Source organism: Bariatricus sp. TF06-38A, from assembly GCF_027690675.1.
Taxonomy (GTDB): domain Bacteria; phylum Bacillota; class Clostridia; order Lachnospirales; family Lachnospiraceae; genus Allocoprococcus; species Allocoprococcus comes.
In genome coordinates this window covers 1-15,746 of the sequence record NZ_JAQFCE010000029.1, presented here as the reverse complement: position 1 = coordinate 15,746, position 15,746 = coordinate 1, and the positions used below count along the sequence as shown (strand labels likewise).

The window sequence follows — 15,746 nt, the reverse complement described above, 5'->3', positions numbered from 1 at the left end:
CTAAAAAAATGAAAGATATGCCTGTATGCTCATTCTTTTAGGAAAGATATCCACCTGCTGTTTTAAAACAGATGTTTTTTTGAGTCTCATCCACATCGCATTCGAAAGGAAAAAAGAAAGCAGTGGATAAGTGTCTGGCGGCTGCCTGCTGTCACGGATATAGAAAATTTAAAATTCTCTGTTTTGCACAAAGGATCAGAAATCTTTTTTTCTGCCTGTGCCTTTGATTGCTTTGGGCTGATCGATGGAAAGACCTTCCATAAGCCACCGGAATTCCTGACGCGTCAAAAGACGGGCTTCCGAAGCATTCCGCGGCCACTGGAACCTGCCGTTTCCGTCAAGCCTTTTCTGGAGCAGCACAAAACCATCCTTATCAAAATGGAGTGCCTTAAGTTTCCGGCTATCCCTTCCGCAGAAAAGATAAACTGCATTTGCATACGGATCGAGTTCATATGTATCGCGTATGATAGCCATAAGCCCGTCGAAACTTTTTCGCATATCTGTACGTCCGGTGATAACGAAGATCTTAGACACACCGGACAGATCACCTAACATAAATCCTGCAGCGCTGATAACGTATGAAATATGGTCTCACGGTCTGCTGCGTTGGTGATCTCAATCTGGAAACTGTGATAAGTGATCTTTATAACAGAGTCTGGAATGGTATCCGTTTTGAGCTGCACTGAGGATGGGCAGACTGCCGGTTCCTCAAAAGAAAGCGGTACAACTTCCTGTTTTCCTGAGAAAGAAGAATGGACTGGTTCCGGTATCTCACAGGCTTTTTGTCGAAGTCTTCGTATCTGGTAATAAAAGTTGCTTGTATGGATATGATGTTCCTGACACCAGCATTTATCAGAAAGACCACTGGACCGGCATTCCTGGATCAGATCCAACCATTCTTTATCTGTACGTCTTGGATTTCTTTTAGGCATAAAAATTCAACTCCTGTTTTTTATTTGGAGTGAGATTAGCACAGGTACCAGAAGAACTGAAGTGAAATGGTCCTAAGTGCAAAAAACTGGAAAAGTTATAGAGATACCACTCCTTAGAGGGATTATCTCATAAATTTTGGATACTGAAAAACCGGTGGATTATTCATCGCTTACCCTCATTCCTGCTCTCTGTCTATTCCTTCGGCATTTATATTATTGCCAGAAATTTCCGATCCTATTCCAGAGGTCGGGTGTGGGCAGAGCCCACAAAAGGCAATAATTATGATGCCTTACTTGTCATGCAAAAAAATCGAAAATGATGTATATAATTTTCCTACATGGCAATACTGTAAGTACAAAGATATATTCGACAGCCGCATAATCATTAATTCGACAGCAAAATTTTACATATCTATTTCTTATCAGAAAGATTTACTTTCCATAGACACAAGAATTTTTACACCCTCATTCAACCTTATAGAAATAGATCTATACTCTAAAAAATCAAAATTTTGTATTTATCTAGACATTCTTTCTATACTTTGGGCAATCATTAAAGTTCCTTTGTTTAAATTATAGATGCATTCTGTGCCTCAATCGACTGCTGTTTCGTTTTTCAATGACCGTTTTAGAAATAGTTAAGCAGACGATTAACCACAAACTAACGCCAGCATAATGCTCCATTGACACAATTTCAGCCTATTATATTATATAGGATAATCAAACTACCATATAAAATAAATTTTATCAATTTCTTTAATATTAAATGGATAAAAAATATTTTTTTATATTTCTCTCATTAACAATAATATTGTTAATGCTTTCCTTTTGATTGCAGTACGCTGAACAAATATATGAACCATTTATCCAAGTAATATATTTTTTATTCTTTTCAGGAATAAGTGTATTAATTTGTTTTAAATTCTGTCCAATTCCAACGCCTACGTTTTTTCCAAAGGCTTCTTTTCTAGTCCATATTTTGCAAAACTCTATTTTCTTAGCTTCTGCTGGCAAAGTATTTAAAAAATTCAGCTCATTGGTATGACATATTTGATTTATCCCTACAAAAGAAAAATTATCAATATTCTCTATGTCGACACCAATTTCTTCAATATTTGAAATCACACATAATACGGCTTTTTTAGTATGAGATATATTAAAAAAAACATTCTTAAAATTTGAAATATACGGTTTTCCGTAATAATTTTCTTCTATTTTTATATCCCTTGGATGACAACCTAATGATCTCGAAATAACCATTCGTACAATTAACTCACCATATAATGATAATTTTTTATCTATATTATAATAATAGTGACTTAATTTTTGATACCGTGCATATGATATATATTGAAGCAACCTATTTTGCATATTAAAATCATCATCTTTTATTGTCAAAAAATAACTTTCCATTTATTTTCTCCTTCGGTACATAATATTAGGTTCTTAGGCTTCTTCTGTTAGTTCTATAATAAAAAGATACGTCATTGGTTCAAAGACGTATCTTTTTACTATCAATAATAATCAACAAACATGTTTCATACTTAAATTATTTACAAGTCATATAAATTTTCTATACACCCATTTTGGATGTTCTTTATATTTTTCGCAATTTTTTCTCTAGACCAGTTCCACCATTTCTTTTCCAACAAAAGGTTAATTGTTTCTTCTTCAAATCTCTTTCTTATAATTTTTGCAGGCATACCTCCCACAATAGTATATGGCGGAACATCCTTTGTAACTAAAGCACGAGTTCCAATAATTGCTCCGTCACCAATTGTAACTCCTGATAAAATTACTGCTTCATATCCAATCCACACATCATTACCTATAATAATATCCCCTTTATTGTCCCAGGATTTTGTTACATCTTTCTTGTCTAACCCCCATTCTTCAAAAAAAAGAGGAAATGGGTATGTAGATAAGGACTTCATTGTATGATTAGCACTTGTAAATAAAAACTTTGCTCCGCAAGCTATAGAACAGAATTTTCCTATAACAAGTTTATCCTTATTTATTGGGTAATGATATAAAACATTATTTTTTTCGAACAAAGTGGGATCGTTTTCAAAATCATTATACATTGTATACTCTCCCACTGTTATATTAGGATTTGAAATAGCATATTTTAAATAAATGGTTTGCTTATCATTGGTTCTAGGATATAATTTATTTTCTGGAATAGTCATTCTGATCCTCCTAAATAGTTTTTTAATTTAAAATATAACTACTCCAGTTAATACAATACATTGTTTCATGTAATTCACCTACCTTCTTCTTAATCTATTATATAATCAACTATATTAAAATTCAATATTGTTTTCAATTTTTCTTTTACCGCTTTATAAAGATAATATGTACAGCTTTATTCCAATTTTAATATCGTAAAAATCAGAAAAATTATTTATACTCTAATTTTTTCTACCATATTTTCAAGCACACGTTATCACATTAATTAATCTTCCAATTATATAAACTATGGGCTGAGTCTTTCATATCATTTACTTTTTTCTCTAAAGCAATAATTATAGATTGGTGATACTTTTTCGCACTTTTCTTGTTTTCATTCATGTAATATATCCTCCATTTGTAATAACATACCGTTTCATATCAATTATATCTCCAGAAAATCATAACTTCTTCAGTCTATACCCCACATTGACCAATGTTTCGATAATATCATATCCCATCTTTTTTCTTATCTTCCATATCACATATTCTACTGTTCTGTATGGTATCTGATCATCATGATAATGAATCCCCCATACAGAATGATAAATATTTGTCTTTGGCATTACCCAGTTTGGTTTTAAAGCCAGTAGGTACAAAACTTCAAATTCCCTGGGTGTCAGGTCTATCTCCTTTCCTTCGTAGATAACCTGATAGGACATTGGATTTAACTGTAATTTCCCGTTGCCCAGCACTACATTCTCTTTATATTCTGGAAAAACATACTTCATGTGTATGCCTCCTCCTGATTTGTAAATTCTATTCTCATTCCAGAAAGAAATACTGGACGAAAATTGCCCGTCCAGCACCTTTTTAATCATTTCTCATTTTAATGTACTCTCTATATCCTCCGCTGCTTTCTCTATAATTTGAAGATACTCCCGGAGCTTTTCAGACTGGATATTTTCCTTTTCTACAAGCGAATTGACCAGAAAACAACTTGTTTTCATGCAGCTTAACGGATTTCTAATATTGCTCAGCAGTTCTGCCCGCATAGTACAATAATTCAATGTCCTTGTCGCTGCCTTTTCTCAAAGATCCAGTAACTGATTGATACACTCTGCTAATTCCTGCACTGGACCATTCAAATATCCACAACGAACTCTCTGCTCCAAACACTGTTCTAAAAGAATACGGTTCAAATCATTTAACAGCAGTCTACATTCTCTATTACATTCCATTTCGACAGCTCCATTCATGCACGATAATCAAAAATAGAAAATTCCTTTTTCTCAGGCCGATATTTGTACAGCAGATCATAGGCACCATAATTTTCTTCTAAGTCTTCGCTTATATAAAGAGCAGATATTCCCAAACTTTTTGCTGCATGATAAGTCATTATTGTAAGTTCTTCTCTGCTCTGTGCCTGCATTCTCTTGAATAAATCAAACATTACTACAACCTTTCTGCCTCCAGAAAAGGCACGTGCGCAGATACATCTCATTTTTTCTCTATGTTTAAGATCCGAAGAATGTTTTTGTAATAAATGTCCTATATTAAATGCCCTAACCAATTCCTCCATATTGGATTTATCTCCATCTAATAGCCTTGGCATAGAAATGTTTTCTTCAATCGTCATAAATTCAATCAGCGGAAACTCTTCTGCTGCTATTCCAAACAAACGCCTGTTTAAAAGAGAACAACTATTTTCGTCTATATCAAGCCAATCTTTATTACATACCAATATCTCACCTGTTTTCGGTTTTCTATATCCGCAAAAAATTTCAAACAGTATCCGTCCAAACTTTTCCCCACACATAAAATAGCAAACTTCTTTGGATCTTACTTCAATGTTTAAATTTTGTATATAGGCTTCCCCATCTGCCATATTTTCAACTAGAAATGGATACATAGTTTTTCTCTCCTTTTCTATAATGGAAATGCACCAGAAAACTATCCCTTATGGTTTTATCTGGCGCATTTCTTCTTGCTTCATTTGTGTTTTTAAATTTTATAACCAACCGGTTACTACTGCTGTACAGTTATTGTATCCACTCTGAACACAGTCATGAAGACAATCATTAGGATCACAATATTGCACTTCCACATCAAATGTTTCTGTCTGCATTTTTTTCTCCACTTCACCCATATTTTTCTCCTTTGCTACTACAACCAACCAGTTACTACTGCTGTACAGATATTTTCCTCTACAACACAGTCACTCAAGCAATCATCAGGATCACAATACTGAACTTCAATGTCAAATTCTTCTTCCTGTGCTTTTGGCTCCATATTCATCATAGTGATACCTCCCTTCATGAAATTATTTTAAAATTGTCAAATGACAACTTAAAAATCTTTTCTTATTTTTTCTACAATACTTTCCTTATTGAAAGATTTAAACACAATTACAGGAATCACTCCCGAAAGAATTATAGTTACAACAGATAACGTTATCGCCGACCATAGCAGCAATTTATAGGTCATAAACCAAATTGCATTACAGATTATTTTTATCATTGTACCTCCTACCAAAACAGAAAGTACAATTCCTAATACCGCTGAAGACAAAGCATATAACAATCCTTCATTTACAATAAGCCTGATCAACTGCTTTGTTGTCATGCCGATACTTTGCATAACTGCATATTCCTTTTTTCGAGTAATGATATTGGTAATCATTAAATTTATAAAGTTAATAAATCCTGACATACCTAAAATTACACTGATAAATCCACCAATGATATAAACGGTATTCTTAATACCACTCAAACTATTTCTCAGCATGATAACCGAACTGCAGCCAATTTCACCTTCCTTCTGCTCAACAAGTTTGTCTATTTGTTCCATAATCGGTACTAACTCTTCTTTATCTACGTTAAAAGAAAAACTCATCAGAGAAGGCTTTTCATATATATTCTTAAATGTGTTTTCTGAAATATAAAACATGGGAGCGTCCCCTCCAACAGCAGTAATTCCTGTTGTAACATTAGGGACTTCATACTCCGTTGAGGTCACACTCATTTGAGCAATCACTTCAAGCTCGCGCTCTTCTTCTCCATTACTGCGAACCTTGATTTTATCTCCAATTTCGCATTGGAAATCCTCCATATTTACCGAAGACTGTCCTTGTTTTTTTCGTACTGCTTCAACAACATAATTTCCTTCTTCCAGTTTTTGATATAATTCTGCAACCGATATGTCATCTGCTATTTTCAGAAAATTGCATCTCTGGAATACATTCTCATTGCAGCCATATACATTGCATACCGGAAAATCATCATATCCCAATGGAATATAATACTGTTCCACCATGATACCGGCTTTTCCATCCTCTTTCACTAAATCTGCTTTATCGTAAGTAAGTCCATAATCAATCGTAACATTTCTGTCATCTAACGTATTTTTATAAATAAGTCCTTTATCTTCAATATCAAACTGATCTTCAACAAGTTCTACTATGTTCTCGTCAAGCCTGTCTGTATGATGTATATAGCCTTTGATATTGTTGAAGGTATTTCCATTCGCAATTACCACATCTGCTGCACACTGCTCTTTTAGTGCTTTTTCTATATCAATGCTATTTACAATAATTAAAGTAGAATTAAACAGCATACAGCAAAGTGTCATGGATATAACGATAAATACGCTTCTTTTTTTCCTCCTCTTCACATTTGATAAAGCCAACCTCCAAACAGAAATTTTCTTGGTATGCTTTATCTTCTTGCTTTTCTCCGTTTTCTCAGAATATCTGAGTGCTTCCATAGGAGAAATTTTAGAAATTATATTGATTGGTTTTCTTACACTGACCAATACAGTAAAGATAGTAAAAACGGCTGCTCCTAAAAAGATAATTATGTTTGGCGAAACCTCTACCGATAGATTTGAATACTCATTTGTAATAAATCCAATCGCAAATGACAGTATTGCCTTTCCAAGAAAATATCCGATTAATAATCCACATGGCAATGCAATTAGCAATAACCATAATGTCTGAATACGGACTAAAAATTTTATCTGTTTTTGGGTAGTTCCTATTGTTTTAAGTAAACCGTATTTCTGCACATCCCGCAAAACTGAAATTTCAAAAATATTGAAAATGAGTAAATAACCCGCAAATACAAAAAGCAATGCAAAAACCAAACCAATAATAAGAACAGATACAGTCATTTCTGGATTGGTAATTCTATTAACTGCATAAGCAATATAATTTTCTGCATTGGCATCTTCTGGATTTCCACCCAGGCTCAGCACAATATTCTGAAGTTGTTCTTCCATATTATTCGTATTTTTTAATGCTATATCTGAAAAATACGTTCCGGCATATTGCCTGTCTTTGTCAAAGGTATATGGAAATATTTCTTCATTTTCCTGCATAAATTTATCGGATACTAACATCAGACTCGTTTGCGAATTTGGTGCTTCCCATATTCCAGAAACCACCATCTTATATTGATGAATCTGATTTCGTAATTCAAATTCTATTTCAACTTCTGCGCCTACTTTAGGCTTTATTCCCAAGCTTTCTAATGCCCTGTCTGTTGTTGCAATTTCATTTTCTTTTGTAGGCGCACAACCTAATGTAGGAACGGAAAAGGTTAATTCCTGCTCAATAGAATCCATATAATCTAATTCTATATTATGTGTTTTCGCATTGCTTAAAAATCCAATCGGTCTTCTAAGACCGACAAAATCAACTCTTTCATCTTTTGATAATTTTTCAAACTGTTCCTCTGTCATGTAACGTATATCAGCATCTGCTTTACTTCCTTTTTGTTTCTGCAAAGTAAGCTGGACTGACTCATACGCTCCTACCCCTGTTGTTATTAGGGTAGCAAATAATACCGTTGTTAAGATCATGGCCAAAACAGCAACGATATTCCTTGTTCTATTTTTCAAGAAATCTTTCTTTGCTAGTTTCAGCATACACTTCTTGTTTCTGGTCGAATACACGCTGTCCCCTCCTGTTATTATATGTCCATAATCTTTCCATCTTGAATTCTGATAATCCTATCTGCCATTTGTGCTAAATTCATATTATGGGTAATCATAACAATAGTTTGACAGAACCGCTTACTGGTTTGCTTTAACAATCCCATCACTTCAAGGCTTGACTGCGTATCAAGATTTCCTGTCGGTTCATCGGCCAAGACGATAGCAGGCTTCGTAATCAAAGCTCTGGCAATCGCAACTCTCTGCTGCTGTCCTCCCGATAAATCGCTTGGTAAATTTTCCAGTTTTTTATCAATTCCTAAAATCGTGATAATTTTATCCAGGAAATCCTGCTCCACTTCATTCCCATCCAGCTCTACTGGAAAAACAATATTTTCATAGACATTTAATATCGGAATTAAATTGTAATTCTGAAAAACAAATCCAATATTCCTTCTACGAAAAATTGTTAATTCTTCTTCGTTTAGCTGCCCTATGTTTTTTCCCTTTACTAAGACATTTCCGGAAGTGGGGATATCCAATCCCCCAATCATATTTAGTAACGTGGATTTTCCACTTCCAGAAACGCCTACAATAGCAACAAATTCACCTTCCTCTATTTTCAATGAAATACCGTCCAATGCTTTCGTGATATTTTCACCTGAACCGTAATACTTTTTCAAGTCCGTTGTTTCAAGTATGGCCATACTGTCGATTCCTCCATCCCGCAATTCTTTTAGCTTCTATAAATCCACAACCATATAGGGTTTAAGATTTCCTTTATATCCATAATTTCACCTTCCCATGCTATTGAAAAACTCCTCTATTTCTACAGAGTCAAAATAAAATTCTGTAATTTTTCCATTTGTAATTCGATATAAAGCCGGAACTCCTGCAATTAACATATCTTCGTATTTTGTAATAGAAGCATAATCAATTTCTGGTGTCTGAATATCCGTATAGATATCCCCTACCTGTGAACCAGGGAATGCCGGAATATCCTCTGGAGTAATGGTCACAAAATTGAAGCGCATACGTTTTCCATAATCATTCTTCATATTTTGATATTTTTCTTCTGATTCGCCTGGTAAAAATACCTTATTTCCATCACTATCCACATATCCTATCTTTTTGTTATATTTGGATCGCGTTGCCGCCCAATTATATTTCTGTAAAGGACGGTTTTCTCTTAAAGCATAATCTACAAAATATACATTATCATTTTCTGCCGCAAAATTCAGCATTTTATCTTTCACCTGATTACAAAACGGACACTGAACCATGTAAAAATAAACGTAGTAATCCTCCTGGTTCTGGTTAAACATATCCTTCAAATTGATTTTCGTAACATTTTCGTATGGATCTTCCTCTGAAACTGCGATAGCAGCCTCTTCCCCTGTTGAGTAAGCAAGAACACTTTCTGCATTGAAAGATACGGTCATCACTGTAGCTGCTGTTAATAACCCTACTGTTTTTAAAAGTCTTTTTCTATTCTTCATAACTAATTCCCCCATAATAGTTTTTCTAAATGTCCTTTTTGTTTTTCACAAAACTTCTGGAAGATTTCCTCATCACTCTGCATTCCCAAAGTAAAATTGATACAAGAATGGCAAAACAGGTTCACATCACAGTCTTTACATTTTTCCATTCTCCAAGGTCTTAACTTTTCCAATTTCTCTTTCCATGCCGGGTTCTCAATAATTTCTGTAATCGGTGTTTCCAGCAGATTTCCCATAAAAAGATTTTCTAAATTGCTAAGTGGAGCACAAGGATATACATCTCCGTTTTCACTGATATTTAACTCCTTTTTACCAGGCTGACATAATGCACAGCTTAAATGCTGCTTTTCTAATTTCTCTATATATTCCATTGATGGAAGCAATTCTCTTTGGTTCTCTTCTCCTCTTCCTGAAGGAGCAAATCTTCGGATCAATGGTTTTACATCTAACTCTTTACATAATTTATAAAAGTCCTGATTATGTCCATAGGTATATTTTGTTTCCAACATGGAAACAGATACTTTTTCCATTCCAGCTTCTTTTAATTTTTTGATCCCGGCAATCACCCGGTCATAAATCCCTTCTCCTCGCACTTTTGTACAGCTATAGGAATCAAAACCATCAAGACTGACGGAAACACCATCAACATTCTTTTTAATGATTTCCATAAGCCGGTCATTCAGCAGCAACGCATTTGTAGACAAGGTAATTGCACCTTTATAATTTGCCCTTAAATATTCCAGTATCTCGCAGAAATCAGGACGGATTAACGGTTCCCCACCGGTCAGGTTAATCTGTTCTGGATTTAAAACCAACACCTGATCAATCACCTTTTTCCAGTCTTCCGTATTCATGTGATCTACTTCTTCTATACAAGCAGACGCCACACAATGTTTACATCTTAGATTACACCTATTGGTCAAAGAAAGATATACGATCTGATACGGATAGGTTATCTCATTTTTCATCTGTTCTTCCGAAATATAAAAATGAATCCGACACAGTTCCTGAAATAACTTATAGGCATTTTTCTTTACCACAGTATCTTCTTCCTCAATGGTAAAATCCCCATTGTTCTCTTCCAGATATTTTTCAAGATACTGAAAATAAGCCTCTGAGGTTTTTACAAATCCTCCGTTTCTGGTGTTACACAAAACAACTCTTTCTTCACGTACTAAAACTTTTGCATTTGGACTTCTCATATACATATCCGATTCCCTCCTTTACAACTCAATGATAAAGTCTGCATTTTTTTCTGCATCCGCTTCATGCGAAAATAAAATAACAATGCTATTCTGTTTCAAGTGTTCTATAATATCATAAAATTCTTTTTTAGAAACACTATCCAGGTTTGATGTAGGTTCATCAAAAATATATACAGAACGTTCTCTACATACTGTCCGGATAATACCAATTTTCTGTGCCTGCCCACCTGAAACGCTTCCAGTATCAATAAGCTCCGACTCTAATGTACGCCCCATTTCTTCCAAATCTTTATAAAATGATAATAAAGAAATATATTTTTCTACCGGAATAGAATCATTAAGAGCAATATTATTTCTTATAGTGTCACGAAAAATCGGCGGCTTTTGAAAACAAATTCCTATTGTTTCTGTAAGTATTTCCCTGGAAAAATTAGTAATGCTTTTCCCATCTAATAATATAGTTCCTGAAAAGTCATTCCAGATTTTTAACAGGATACCAGCCAGTGTACTTTTTCCTGAACCATTTTTCCCTTTAATCAGATAAATAGAGCCCTTCTCAAGACACATATTCAAATTTTTTCTATATACTTTTACATCTTTATAACTGAAATTCACATCTTTTATTTCAATTTTTGATATATCCATTTGCTTCACCCTACAATCTCATTGATTCTGTCCATTGATACTTTCGCCTTTTGGAACTGTCCAATTACAAGCATAATTGAGGACAACGGATTAAACATTCTTTGTGTGTACATAATAATCACTGTCAGCTCTCCAAACTGTACCTGTCCGTTAATCACCATAACACCACTGATTGCCAGTACAGTCAAAAATGTAGCGGTACTAATAAGTTGCGGTACCGAACGGTTATAGGCCATTAACATATTTTGCCTTAAAATTTCATTTCGCAAAGAAGTTTCATTCCTGCAAAATTTATCTATATAGTAATTTCTTCCATTTAAAGCCAGATACTCGTAAAGGTTACTTACAAACTCCTTAATCAAACCATTCCCAATGTCCATTTTTCCCATTACTTTTCTGGACTGCCCCATGATTTTTTTGTTAAAGAAAATCTGGATAGCAATAAGAATCGGATAAATTAAAAGCATAAACCAAAATATAACCGGATTGATCTGTATCAGGATTACCGCTGTAATAATCACAGTCACAATTTGTATCAGCAGATCGGAAAGCATACGGGAAGATAACATTTCTATATTATTAACGTCTGCATTCATGCTGGTCATAAACAGATTTGATTTCTTCTCTATTTCCTTTCCATCAACCTGAAACATTGCTTGTATCAACAATAACTTGATTTTAACAATAAAGCCATTTGACATTTTGCAAAACAGATAACTCAATGCCAATGCTACTGTAATAGATACAAGCTGGCATATAGCCATATATGCAACATTGGAGATCACTGCCCCTGGATCTTTTGCCGGAACTGCCTTATCCAGAATATTGGTAATTAACTGGGGATAAATATAGGTCACTATAGCGTCCATAACTACCAATATAATTCCAAACAGATAACCCCATTTATACTTTCGTATCTGCTCCAAAACAACATTCTTTTTCTTCATAACACACATTCCTTCTCAAATGTTCAACCAGATTATACAGGGTACAAACATCACCTACTTTTATGGTATAATAATCCAATTTTGTAATTTTTAATTCCCCATATATCCCGCTGATAAAATCATAAAAATTAAAGAAATTCACGCCTGTAATTTGGGAAAGAAATGGATACCTGCTGATTTCGTCAAGGGAAGATGTGCAGCCAAATTCAAACAATCTCCTGTGTACCTTTTCCAAAATCATCTGTCCCACTTCATCAGTCTGGAGCTTGCCTACACACTCTAAATCAATTTTTTCTAAAGGATCCTCTGTCTTTTCCAGTATGTTTAATGCTTCCTGTATGCTTTTTATACTCGGTGCTGTCTGCATAGCTCTGGCCAGAATACCTGCCACATAAGCATTTCCCTTTGAGGTTCCCTTAAAAAAATTATATCGTCCAGATTTTCCTGCAACAAATATCGGTGAAATATCCGCCAGAACCTGAACGCTTGCCGCCCTGTCTACAAGAACTTTTTTCTTTGCATCTGGTAATAATTCCCCCACACCAATCACACTTTTATAAATTGCCGGTATGGTATCCTTTGCATTATTACATTCCGAAGCACAGATAATCTTTCCCTGTTTTTCCAAGTCATTACAAATGTCCCTCAATTCCTTTTCCATAGCAGGATCAAGAATTTGTGTTACGGAAAGGCTCAAACAGATGAGATTCACCTGTAGTTCCCTGCACTTTTTTAATGCGGCAAGCAGTAAAGAACTGGTCGTTTTTCCTAATTCATTTACAATTTTTATAGGATAAAATTGCGCCTGCTCTGCAAATTGTAAGATACAATCGATACAGTTAGTTCCATGACCAAAAACATCATCAAAATTTTCCTCTTCAACAATTCCATTTTCTTCTGCACTCTTTTGAAAAGAGAATCCCTGAATTACATGCTCCATGATTTCCTGATTTTGTGTATCTACACCGGAATCTACAACTGCCACTTTGGGACTATACATGTAATCCCTCCAATATATATTTGTACTTTTTATAAATTCGATAAACAATATCTCTTTCGTTGCACTGGAAAGCAGAAACGGTGTAGTAATCTCCGGTATATGCTTTATTAATCAGTTTGCATACCTGGCTGGAACAATTTTGCTTAAATGTGCAATCTCCACACCCTGTCACTGGAATTTCATTAATCTTACGGAGCGCCTCCAGTTTTTCCGGCTGTAATCCTTTCCAAACATCGCCAAGCCAATAATCCACTTTATCAGCAGCTAATGCACATGGGTAAATTCCACCATCCGCAGATATATGGAATGTATTTGTTCCACCGTCACAGCCAGTACGTCTTCTGAAGGTTGCCTCTTTAATATTAAATAATAAATACTGCGCTGCTTTTTTATCTTTTTCTATCATGTAATCCATGATTTTTTCGTAGTTTTCATAATATATCTGCATATCTTGTTGGTTCCATGCAGCTCCGGCATCTAATGCAAAAGTTACTACTCCCATATTCATCTGATCCAGATAAATATAATTTTCAGCCATAGCCGGAAGGGTTTCCTTATTGACAGTCATTCTGACCCGGATATATTCACCCTGTTCTTTTAAAAACTTTAAGGTTTCCATTATTTTATCAAAGGAAGACTCACCATTTGGATAAATACGGTTTGTATCATTTGTTGTCCTGTTTCCATCAATGCTTACAGAAATCTGTACCTTACCCTTTATAAAATCGTAAATATCCTTTTCAAACACTGTTCCATTTGTTGTCATTGTAAAAATGATATGACCATCATACCGCTCTTTTAAGGTTTCTACAATATACCGAATAACATCAAAATTCAGTAATGGCTCACCACCATGTAAAGCCACATTAATCCGTTTTCCTGCTGCAACAGTTTCATCAAATTTGTCGGTAAAATATTTGATTGTCTGTTCTGCTGTTTCCAATGTCATTGTTTTAGGCTGCTTATGTACATAGCAGTATTTACAAGCTAAATTGCATCTTTCGGTTACCCAGAATGTAATATTCATACGGTTTCCCCCTTTCTTATGGAATTAGTATACTTACAAAATCTTACCAAATTATTACACTAGAAAAATATGTATAAATACAAAAGTGTCCCTGTAGGAAAACCTACAGGGACAAATGTTAAGTTTTCTTGGTATTTCTACCAAAGTGATGTTACCACCATATCACAGTTATTCGTCCCTTCATGCTTACAATCATGAAGACATTGATCTGGATCACAATACTGGACTTCTACGTCAAACGTAGCTTCCTGAATTCTTTTCTCCATTTTTTCATATAGTCTTCCTCTCGTCTTACCAAATTTCTGTAAAATGTGCATCACAGTTGTTCGGACCTTCATGATCACAATCGTGATAACAGTCACTTGGATCACAGTACTGTACTTCTACATCAAATGTAGTTTTTTGAATTCTGATTTCTAAATTTTCCATAAAAATATCCTCCTTTACCATAATGAAGTTACATGTGTGTTACACCAATCCGATGCTGTTAAACAGTCATAGTCACAATCATCTGGATCGCAATACTGAACCTCTACATCAAAAAGTTCTTCCTGCATTTTCTTTTCAAGTTCTAACATGTTCTACACCTCCCTTCATTTATATTCTGGTTTATCAGCATTTTTATGCTGTAAATCATCTTACCTACAAATTTCTAGTTTCGCACAAGTAAGTTTCTTAAAATGATATTAAGTGTTTAAAGTAAGTTATCATTCTGAAACACAAATCCGACATGCTTTCTTCAATACACTGTCAGTTCTTCTGATTTCATCTTTGTTATGTCGTTTCCATGTATCCGAACTGTTTTCTCCCTCGAATTATCCAATTCTGCCCAATATATTTAATAATGTAATTCTACCACAACCTAACAGTCCAACAGCAGCTACGAACTCACCTCCTTCAATCAAAAGATTGACATAATCCAATACCTTTACACAAATATCTCCAGTACAACAATACTTTTTTAATTTGATGTTTCTCATCTCACGTTTTATTTTAATATAATTTATAATCCTTACTGAATTATTACAGATATAAAAATAAATGTACTTCTAAACTAGAAAATGACCCTTGCATTAAAATCAAGGACCATTTTCTATAATTTACCTTTTTTTACCAGAGTGTTGTCATATCAACATCACCTTTATTGATGCCTTCATATTTGCAATCATGATAGTCGCCCTGCATTTTACCAAATCTCTGTAAAATGTGCATCACAATTATTTGGACCTTCATGATCGCAATCATGATAACAGTCACTTGGATCGCAGTACTGTGTTTCTACATCAAACGTTGTTTTCTGAATTCTGATTTCTAAATTTTCCATAAAATTTTCCTCCTTTACAATAATGAAGTTACATGTGTGTTACACCAATCCGATGCTGTTAAACAG

21 protein-coding genes are annotated in these 15,746 nt (G+C 34.5%); all 21 read right to left on the bottom strand.

What is annotated here, in order from left to right; all coding sequences use genetic code 11:
• Positions 1-195: 195 nt before the first annotated feature.
• The 21 genes from tnpB to PG418_RS16295 all read right to left on the bottom strand — a co-directional run bounded on the left by tnpB (position 196) and on the right by PG418_RS16295 (position 15,680).
• Positions 196-555: an IS66 family insertion sequence element accessory protein TnpB gene (gene tnpB, locus PG418_RS16395; RefSeq protein ID WP_081019426.1), complete on the bottom strand. Its 360-nt coding sequence runs from the start codon at positions 553-555 to the stop codon at positions 196-198.
• On the bottom strand, positions 549-932 hold the full coding sequence (gene tnpA / locus PG418_RS16390) for an IS66 family insertion sequence element accessory protein TnpA (protein ID WP_055200999.1): 384 nt from the start codon (positions 930-932) through the stop codon (positions 549-551). Before tnpA ends, tnpB begins: the two co-directional genes overlap by 7 nt.
• A gap of 762 nt (positions 933-1,694) precedes the next feature.
• Positions 1,695-2,345 (bottom strand): 4'-phosphopantetheinyl transferase superfamily protein, encoded by a 651-nt coding sequence (locus tag PG418_RS16385; protein ID WP_270636758.1) that lies wholly within the window; start codon positions 2,343-2,345, stop codon positions 1,695-1,697.
• 140 nt (positions 2,346-2,485) lie between these two features.
• Entirely contained in the window at positions 2,486-3,121 is a 636-nt protein-coding gene (locus PG418_RS16380; RefSeq protein ID WP_270636757.1) for a CatB-related O-acetyltransferase, read from the bottom strand.
• A 441-nt stretch (positions 3,122-3,562) separates the two neighbouring features.
• A complete protein-coding gene (locus PG418_RS16375; protein ID WP_055173346.1) occupies positions 3,563-3,892 on the bottom strand; it encodes a winged helix-turn-helix domain-containing protein in 330 nt (109 codons plus the stop codon).
• A 300-nt stretch (positions 3,893-4,192) separates the two neighbouring features.
• Entirely contained in the window at positions 4,193-4,342 is a 150-nt protein-coding gene (locus tag PG418_RS16370) for a hypothetical protein (protein WP_270636756.1), read from the bottom strand.
• 14 nt (positions 4,343-4,356) lie between these two features.
• Positions 4,357-5,013 carry a hypothetical protein gene (locus PG418_RS16365; protein WP_270636755.1) on the bottom strand — a complete coding sequence of 219 codons (657 nt, stop codon included), beginning with the start codon at positions 5,011-5,013 and terminating at the stop codon, positions 4,357-4,359.
• 99 nt (positions 5,014-5,112) lie between these two features.
• Positions 5,113-5,250, bottom strand: a complete 138-nt coding sequence (locus PG418_RS16360; protein WP_021653115.1) for a hypothetical protein — start codon at positions 5,248-5,250, stop codon at positions 5,113-5,115.
• A gap of 17 nt (positions 5,251-5,267) precedes the next feature.
• Entirely contained in the window at positions 5,268-5,402 is a 135-nt protein-coding gene (locus PG418_RS16355; RefSeq protein ID WP_256280322.1) for a hypothetical protein, read from the bottom strand.
• A 48-nt stretch (positions 5,403-5,450) separates the two neighbouring features.
• Positions 5,451-8,054: an ABC transporter permease gene (locus tag PG418_RS16350; RefSeq protein WP_498837696.1), complete on the bottom strand. Its 2,604-nt coding sequence runs from the start codon at positions 8,052-8,054 to the stop codon at positions 5,451-5,453.
• A 17-nt stretch (positions 8,055-8,071) separates the two neighbouring features.
• Positions 8,072-8,740 (bottom strand): ABC transporter ATP-binding protein, encoded by a 669-nt coding sequence (locus PG418_RS16345; RefSeq protein WP_195191780.1) that lies wholly within the window; start codon positions 8,738-8,740, stop codon positions 8,072-8,074.
• Positions 8,741-8,827: 87 nt separating this feature from the next.
• Entirely contained in the window at positions 8,828-9,532 is a 705-nt protein-coding gene (locus PG418_RS16340; RefSeq protein WP_270636752.1) for a hypothetical protein, read from the bottom strand.
• Between the two features lie 2 nt (positions 9,533-9,534).
• On the bottom strand, positions 9,535-10,740 hold the full coding sequence (locus tag PG418_RS16335; RefSeq protein ID WP_270636751.1) for a radical SAM/SPASM domain-containing protein: 1,206 nt from the start codon (positions 10,738-10,740) through the stop codon (positions 9,535-9,537).
• Positions 10,741-10,755: 15 nt separating this feature from the next.
• A complete protein-coding gene (locus PG418_RS16330) occupies positions 10,756-11,382 on the bottom strand; it encodes an ATP-binding cassette domain-containing protein (protein WP_270636759.1) in 627 nt (208 codons plus the stop codon).
• A gap of 5 nt (positions 11,383-11,387) precedes the next feature.
• On the bottom strand, positions 11,388-12,329 hold the full coding sequence (locus PG418_RS16325; RefSeq protein ID WP_498837695.1) for an ABC transporter transmembrane domain-containing protein: 942 nt from the start codon (positions 12,327-12,329) through the stop codon (positions 11,388-11,390).
• Positions 12,286-13,329, bottom strand: a complete 1,044-nt coding sequence (locus PG418_RS16320; RefSeq protein WP_498837694.1) for a S8 family serine peptidase — start codon at positions 13,327-13,329, stop codon at positions 12,286-12,288. The genes PG418_RS16325 and PG418_RS16320 overlap by 44 nt, the downstream gene beginning before the upstream one ends.
• On the bottom strand, positions 13,322-14,356 hold the full coding sequence (locus tag PG418_RS16315) for a radical SAM protein (protein WP_270637193.1): 1,035 nt from the start codon (positions 14,354-14,356) through the stop codon (positions 13,322-13,324). Before PG418_RS16315 ends, PG418_RS16320 begins: the two co-directional genes overlap by 8 nt.
• A gap of 137 nt (positions 14,357-14,493) precedes the next feature.
• Positions 14,494-14,622: a hypothetical protein gene (locus tag PG418_RS16310; protein ID WP_498837693.1), complete on the bottom strand. Its 129-nt coding sequence runs from the start codon at positions 14,620-14,622 to the stop codon at positions 14,494-14,496.
• 25 nt (positions 14,623-14,647) lie between these two features.
• The gene (locus PG418_RS16305) at positions 14,648-14,785 is read right to left on the bottom strand and encodes a hypothetical protein (RefSeq protein ID WP_270637192.1); all 138 of its coding nucleotides are present in this window, start codon (positions 14,783-14,785) and stop codon (positions 14,648-14,650) included.
• A 14-nt stretch (positions 14,786-14,799) separates the two neighbouring features.
• Entirely contained in the window at positions 14,800-14,934 is a 135-nt protein-coding gene (locus PG418_RS16300) for a hypothetical protein (protein WP_270637191.1), read from the bottom strand.
• Between the two features lie 608 nt (positions 14,935-15,542).
• On the bottom strand, positions 15,543-15,680 hold the full coding sequence (locus tag PG418_RS16295) for a hypothetical protein (protein ID WP_158555581.1): 138 nt from the start codon (positions 15,678-15,680) through the stop codon (positions 15,543-15,545).
• Positions 15,681-15,746: the final 66 nt, after the last annotated feature.

What these genes read in the sequence shown, in the direction of transcription:
- tnpB (WP_081019426.1), bottom strand. Translation starts at nt 555, where the DNA reads ATGTTAGGTGATCTGTCCGGTGTGTCTAAGATCTTCGTTATCACCGGA.
- tnpA (WP_055200999.1), bottom strand. Translation starts at nt 932, where the DNA reads ATGCCTAAAAGAAATCCAAGACGTACAGATAAAGAATGGTTGGATCTG.
- PG418_RS16385 (WP_270636758.1), bottom strand. Translation starts at nt 2,345, where the DNA reads ATGGAAAGTTATTTTTTGACAATAAAAGATGATGATTTTAATATGCAA.
- PG418_RS16380 (WP_270636757.1), bottom strand. Translation starts at nt 3,121, where the DNA reads ATGACTATTCCAGAAAATAAATTATATCCTAGAACCAATGATAAGCAA.
- PG418_RS16375 (WP_055173346.1), bottom strand. Translation starts at nt 3,892, where the DNA reads ATGAAGTATGTTTTTCCAGAATATAAAGAGAATGTAGTGCTGGGCAAC.
- PG418_RS16370 (WP_270636756.1), bottom strand. Translation starts at nt 4,342, where the DNA reads ATGGAATGTAATAGAGAATGTAGACTGCTGTTAAATGATTTGAACCGT.
- PG418_RS16365 (WP_270636755.1), bottom strand. Translation starts at nt 5,013, where the DNA reads ATGTATCCATTTCTAGTTGAAAATATGGCAGATGGGGAAGCCTATATA.
- PG418_RS16360 (WP_021653115.1), bottom strand. Translation starts at nt 5,250, where the DNA reads ATGGGTGAAGTGGAGAAAAAAATGCAGACAGAAACATTTGATGTGGAA.
- PG418_RS16355 (WP_256280322.1), bottom strand. Translation starts at nt 5,402, where the DNA reads ATGATGAATATGGAGCCAAAAGCACAGGAAGAAGAATTTGACATTGAA.
- PG418_RS16345 (WP_195191780.1), bottom strand. Translation starts at nt 8,740, where the DNA reads ATGGCCATACTTGAAACAACGGACTTGAAAAAGTATTACGGTTCAGGT.
- PG418_RS16340 (WP_270636752.1), bottom strand. Translation starts at nt 9,532, where the DNA reads ATGAAGAATAGAAAAAGACTTTTAAAAACAGTAGGGTTATTAACAGCA.
- PG418_RS16335 (WP_270636751.1), bottom strand. Translation starts at nt 10,740, where the DNA reads ATGTATATGAGAAGTCCAAATGCAAAAGTTTTAGTACGTGAAGAAAGA.
- PG418_RS16330 (WP_270636759.1), bottom strand. Translation starts at nt 11,382, where the DNA reads ATGGATATATCAAAAATTGAAATAAAAGATGTGAATTTCAGTTATAAA.
- PG418_RS16325 (WP_498837695.1), bottom strand. Translation starts at nt 12,329, where the DNA reads ATGAAGAAAAAGAATGTTGTTTTGGAGCAGATACGAAAGTATAAATGG.
- PG418_RS16320 (WP_498837694.1), bottom strand. Translation starts at nt 13,329, where the DNA reads ATGTATAGTCCCAAAGTGGCAGTTGTAGATTCCGGTGTAGATACACAA.
- PG418_RS16315 (WP_270637193.1), bottom strand. Translation starts at nt 14,356, where the DNA reads ATGAATATTACATTCTGGGTAACCGAAAGATGCAATTTAGCTTGTAAA.
- PG418_RS16310 (WP_498837693.1), bottom strand. Translation starts at nt 14,622, where the DNA reads ATGGAGAAAAGAATTCAGGAAGCTACGTTTGACGTAGAAGTCCAGTAT.
- PG418_RS16305 (WP_270637192.1), bottom strand. Translation starts at nt 14,785, where the DNA reads ATGGAAAATTTAGAAATCAGAATTCAAAAAACTACATTTGATGTAGAA.
- PG418_RS16300 (WP_270637191.1), bottom strand. Translation starts at nt 14,934, where the DNA reads ATGTTAGAACTTGAAAAGAAAATGCAGGAAGAACTTTTTGATGTAGAG.
- PG418_RS16295 (WP_158555581.1), bottom strand. Translation starts at nt 15,680, where the DNA reads ATGGAAAATTTAGAAATCAGAATTCAGAAAACAACGTTTGATGTAGAA.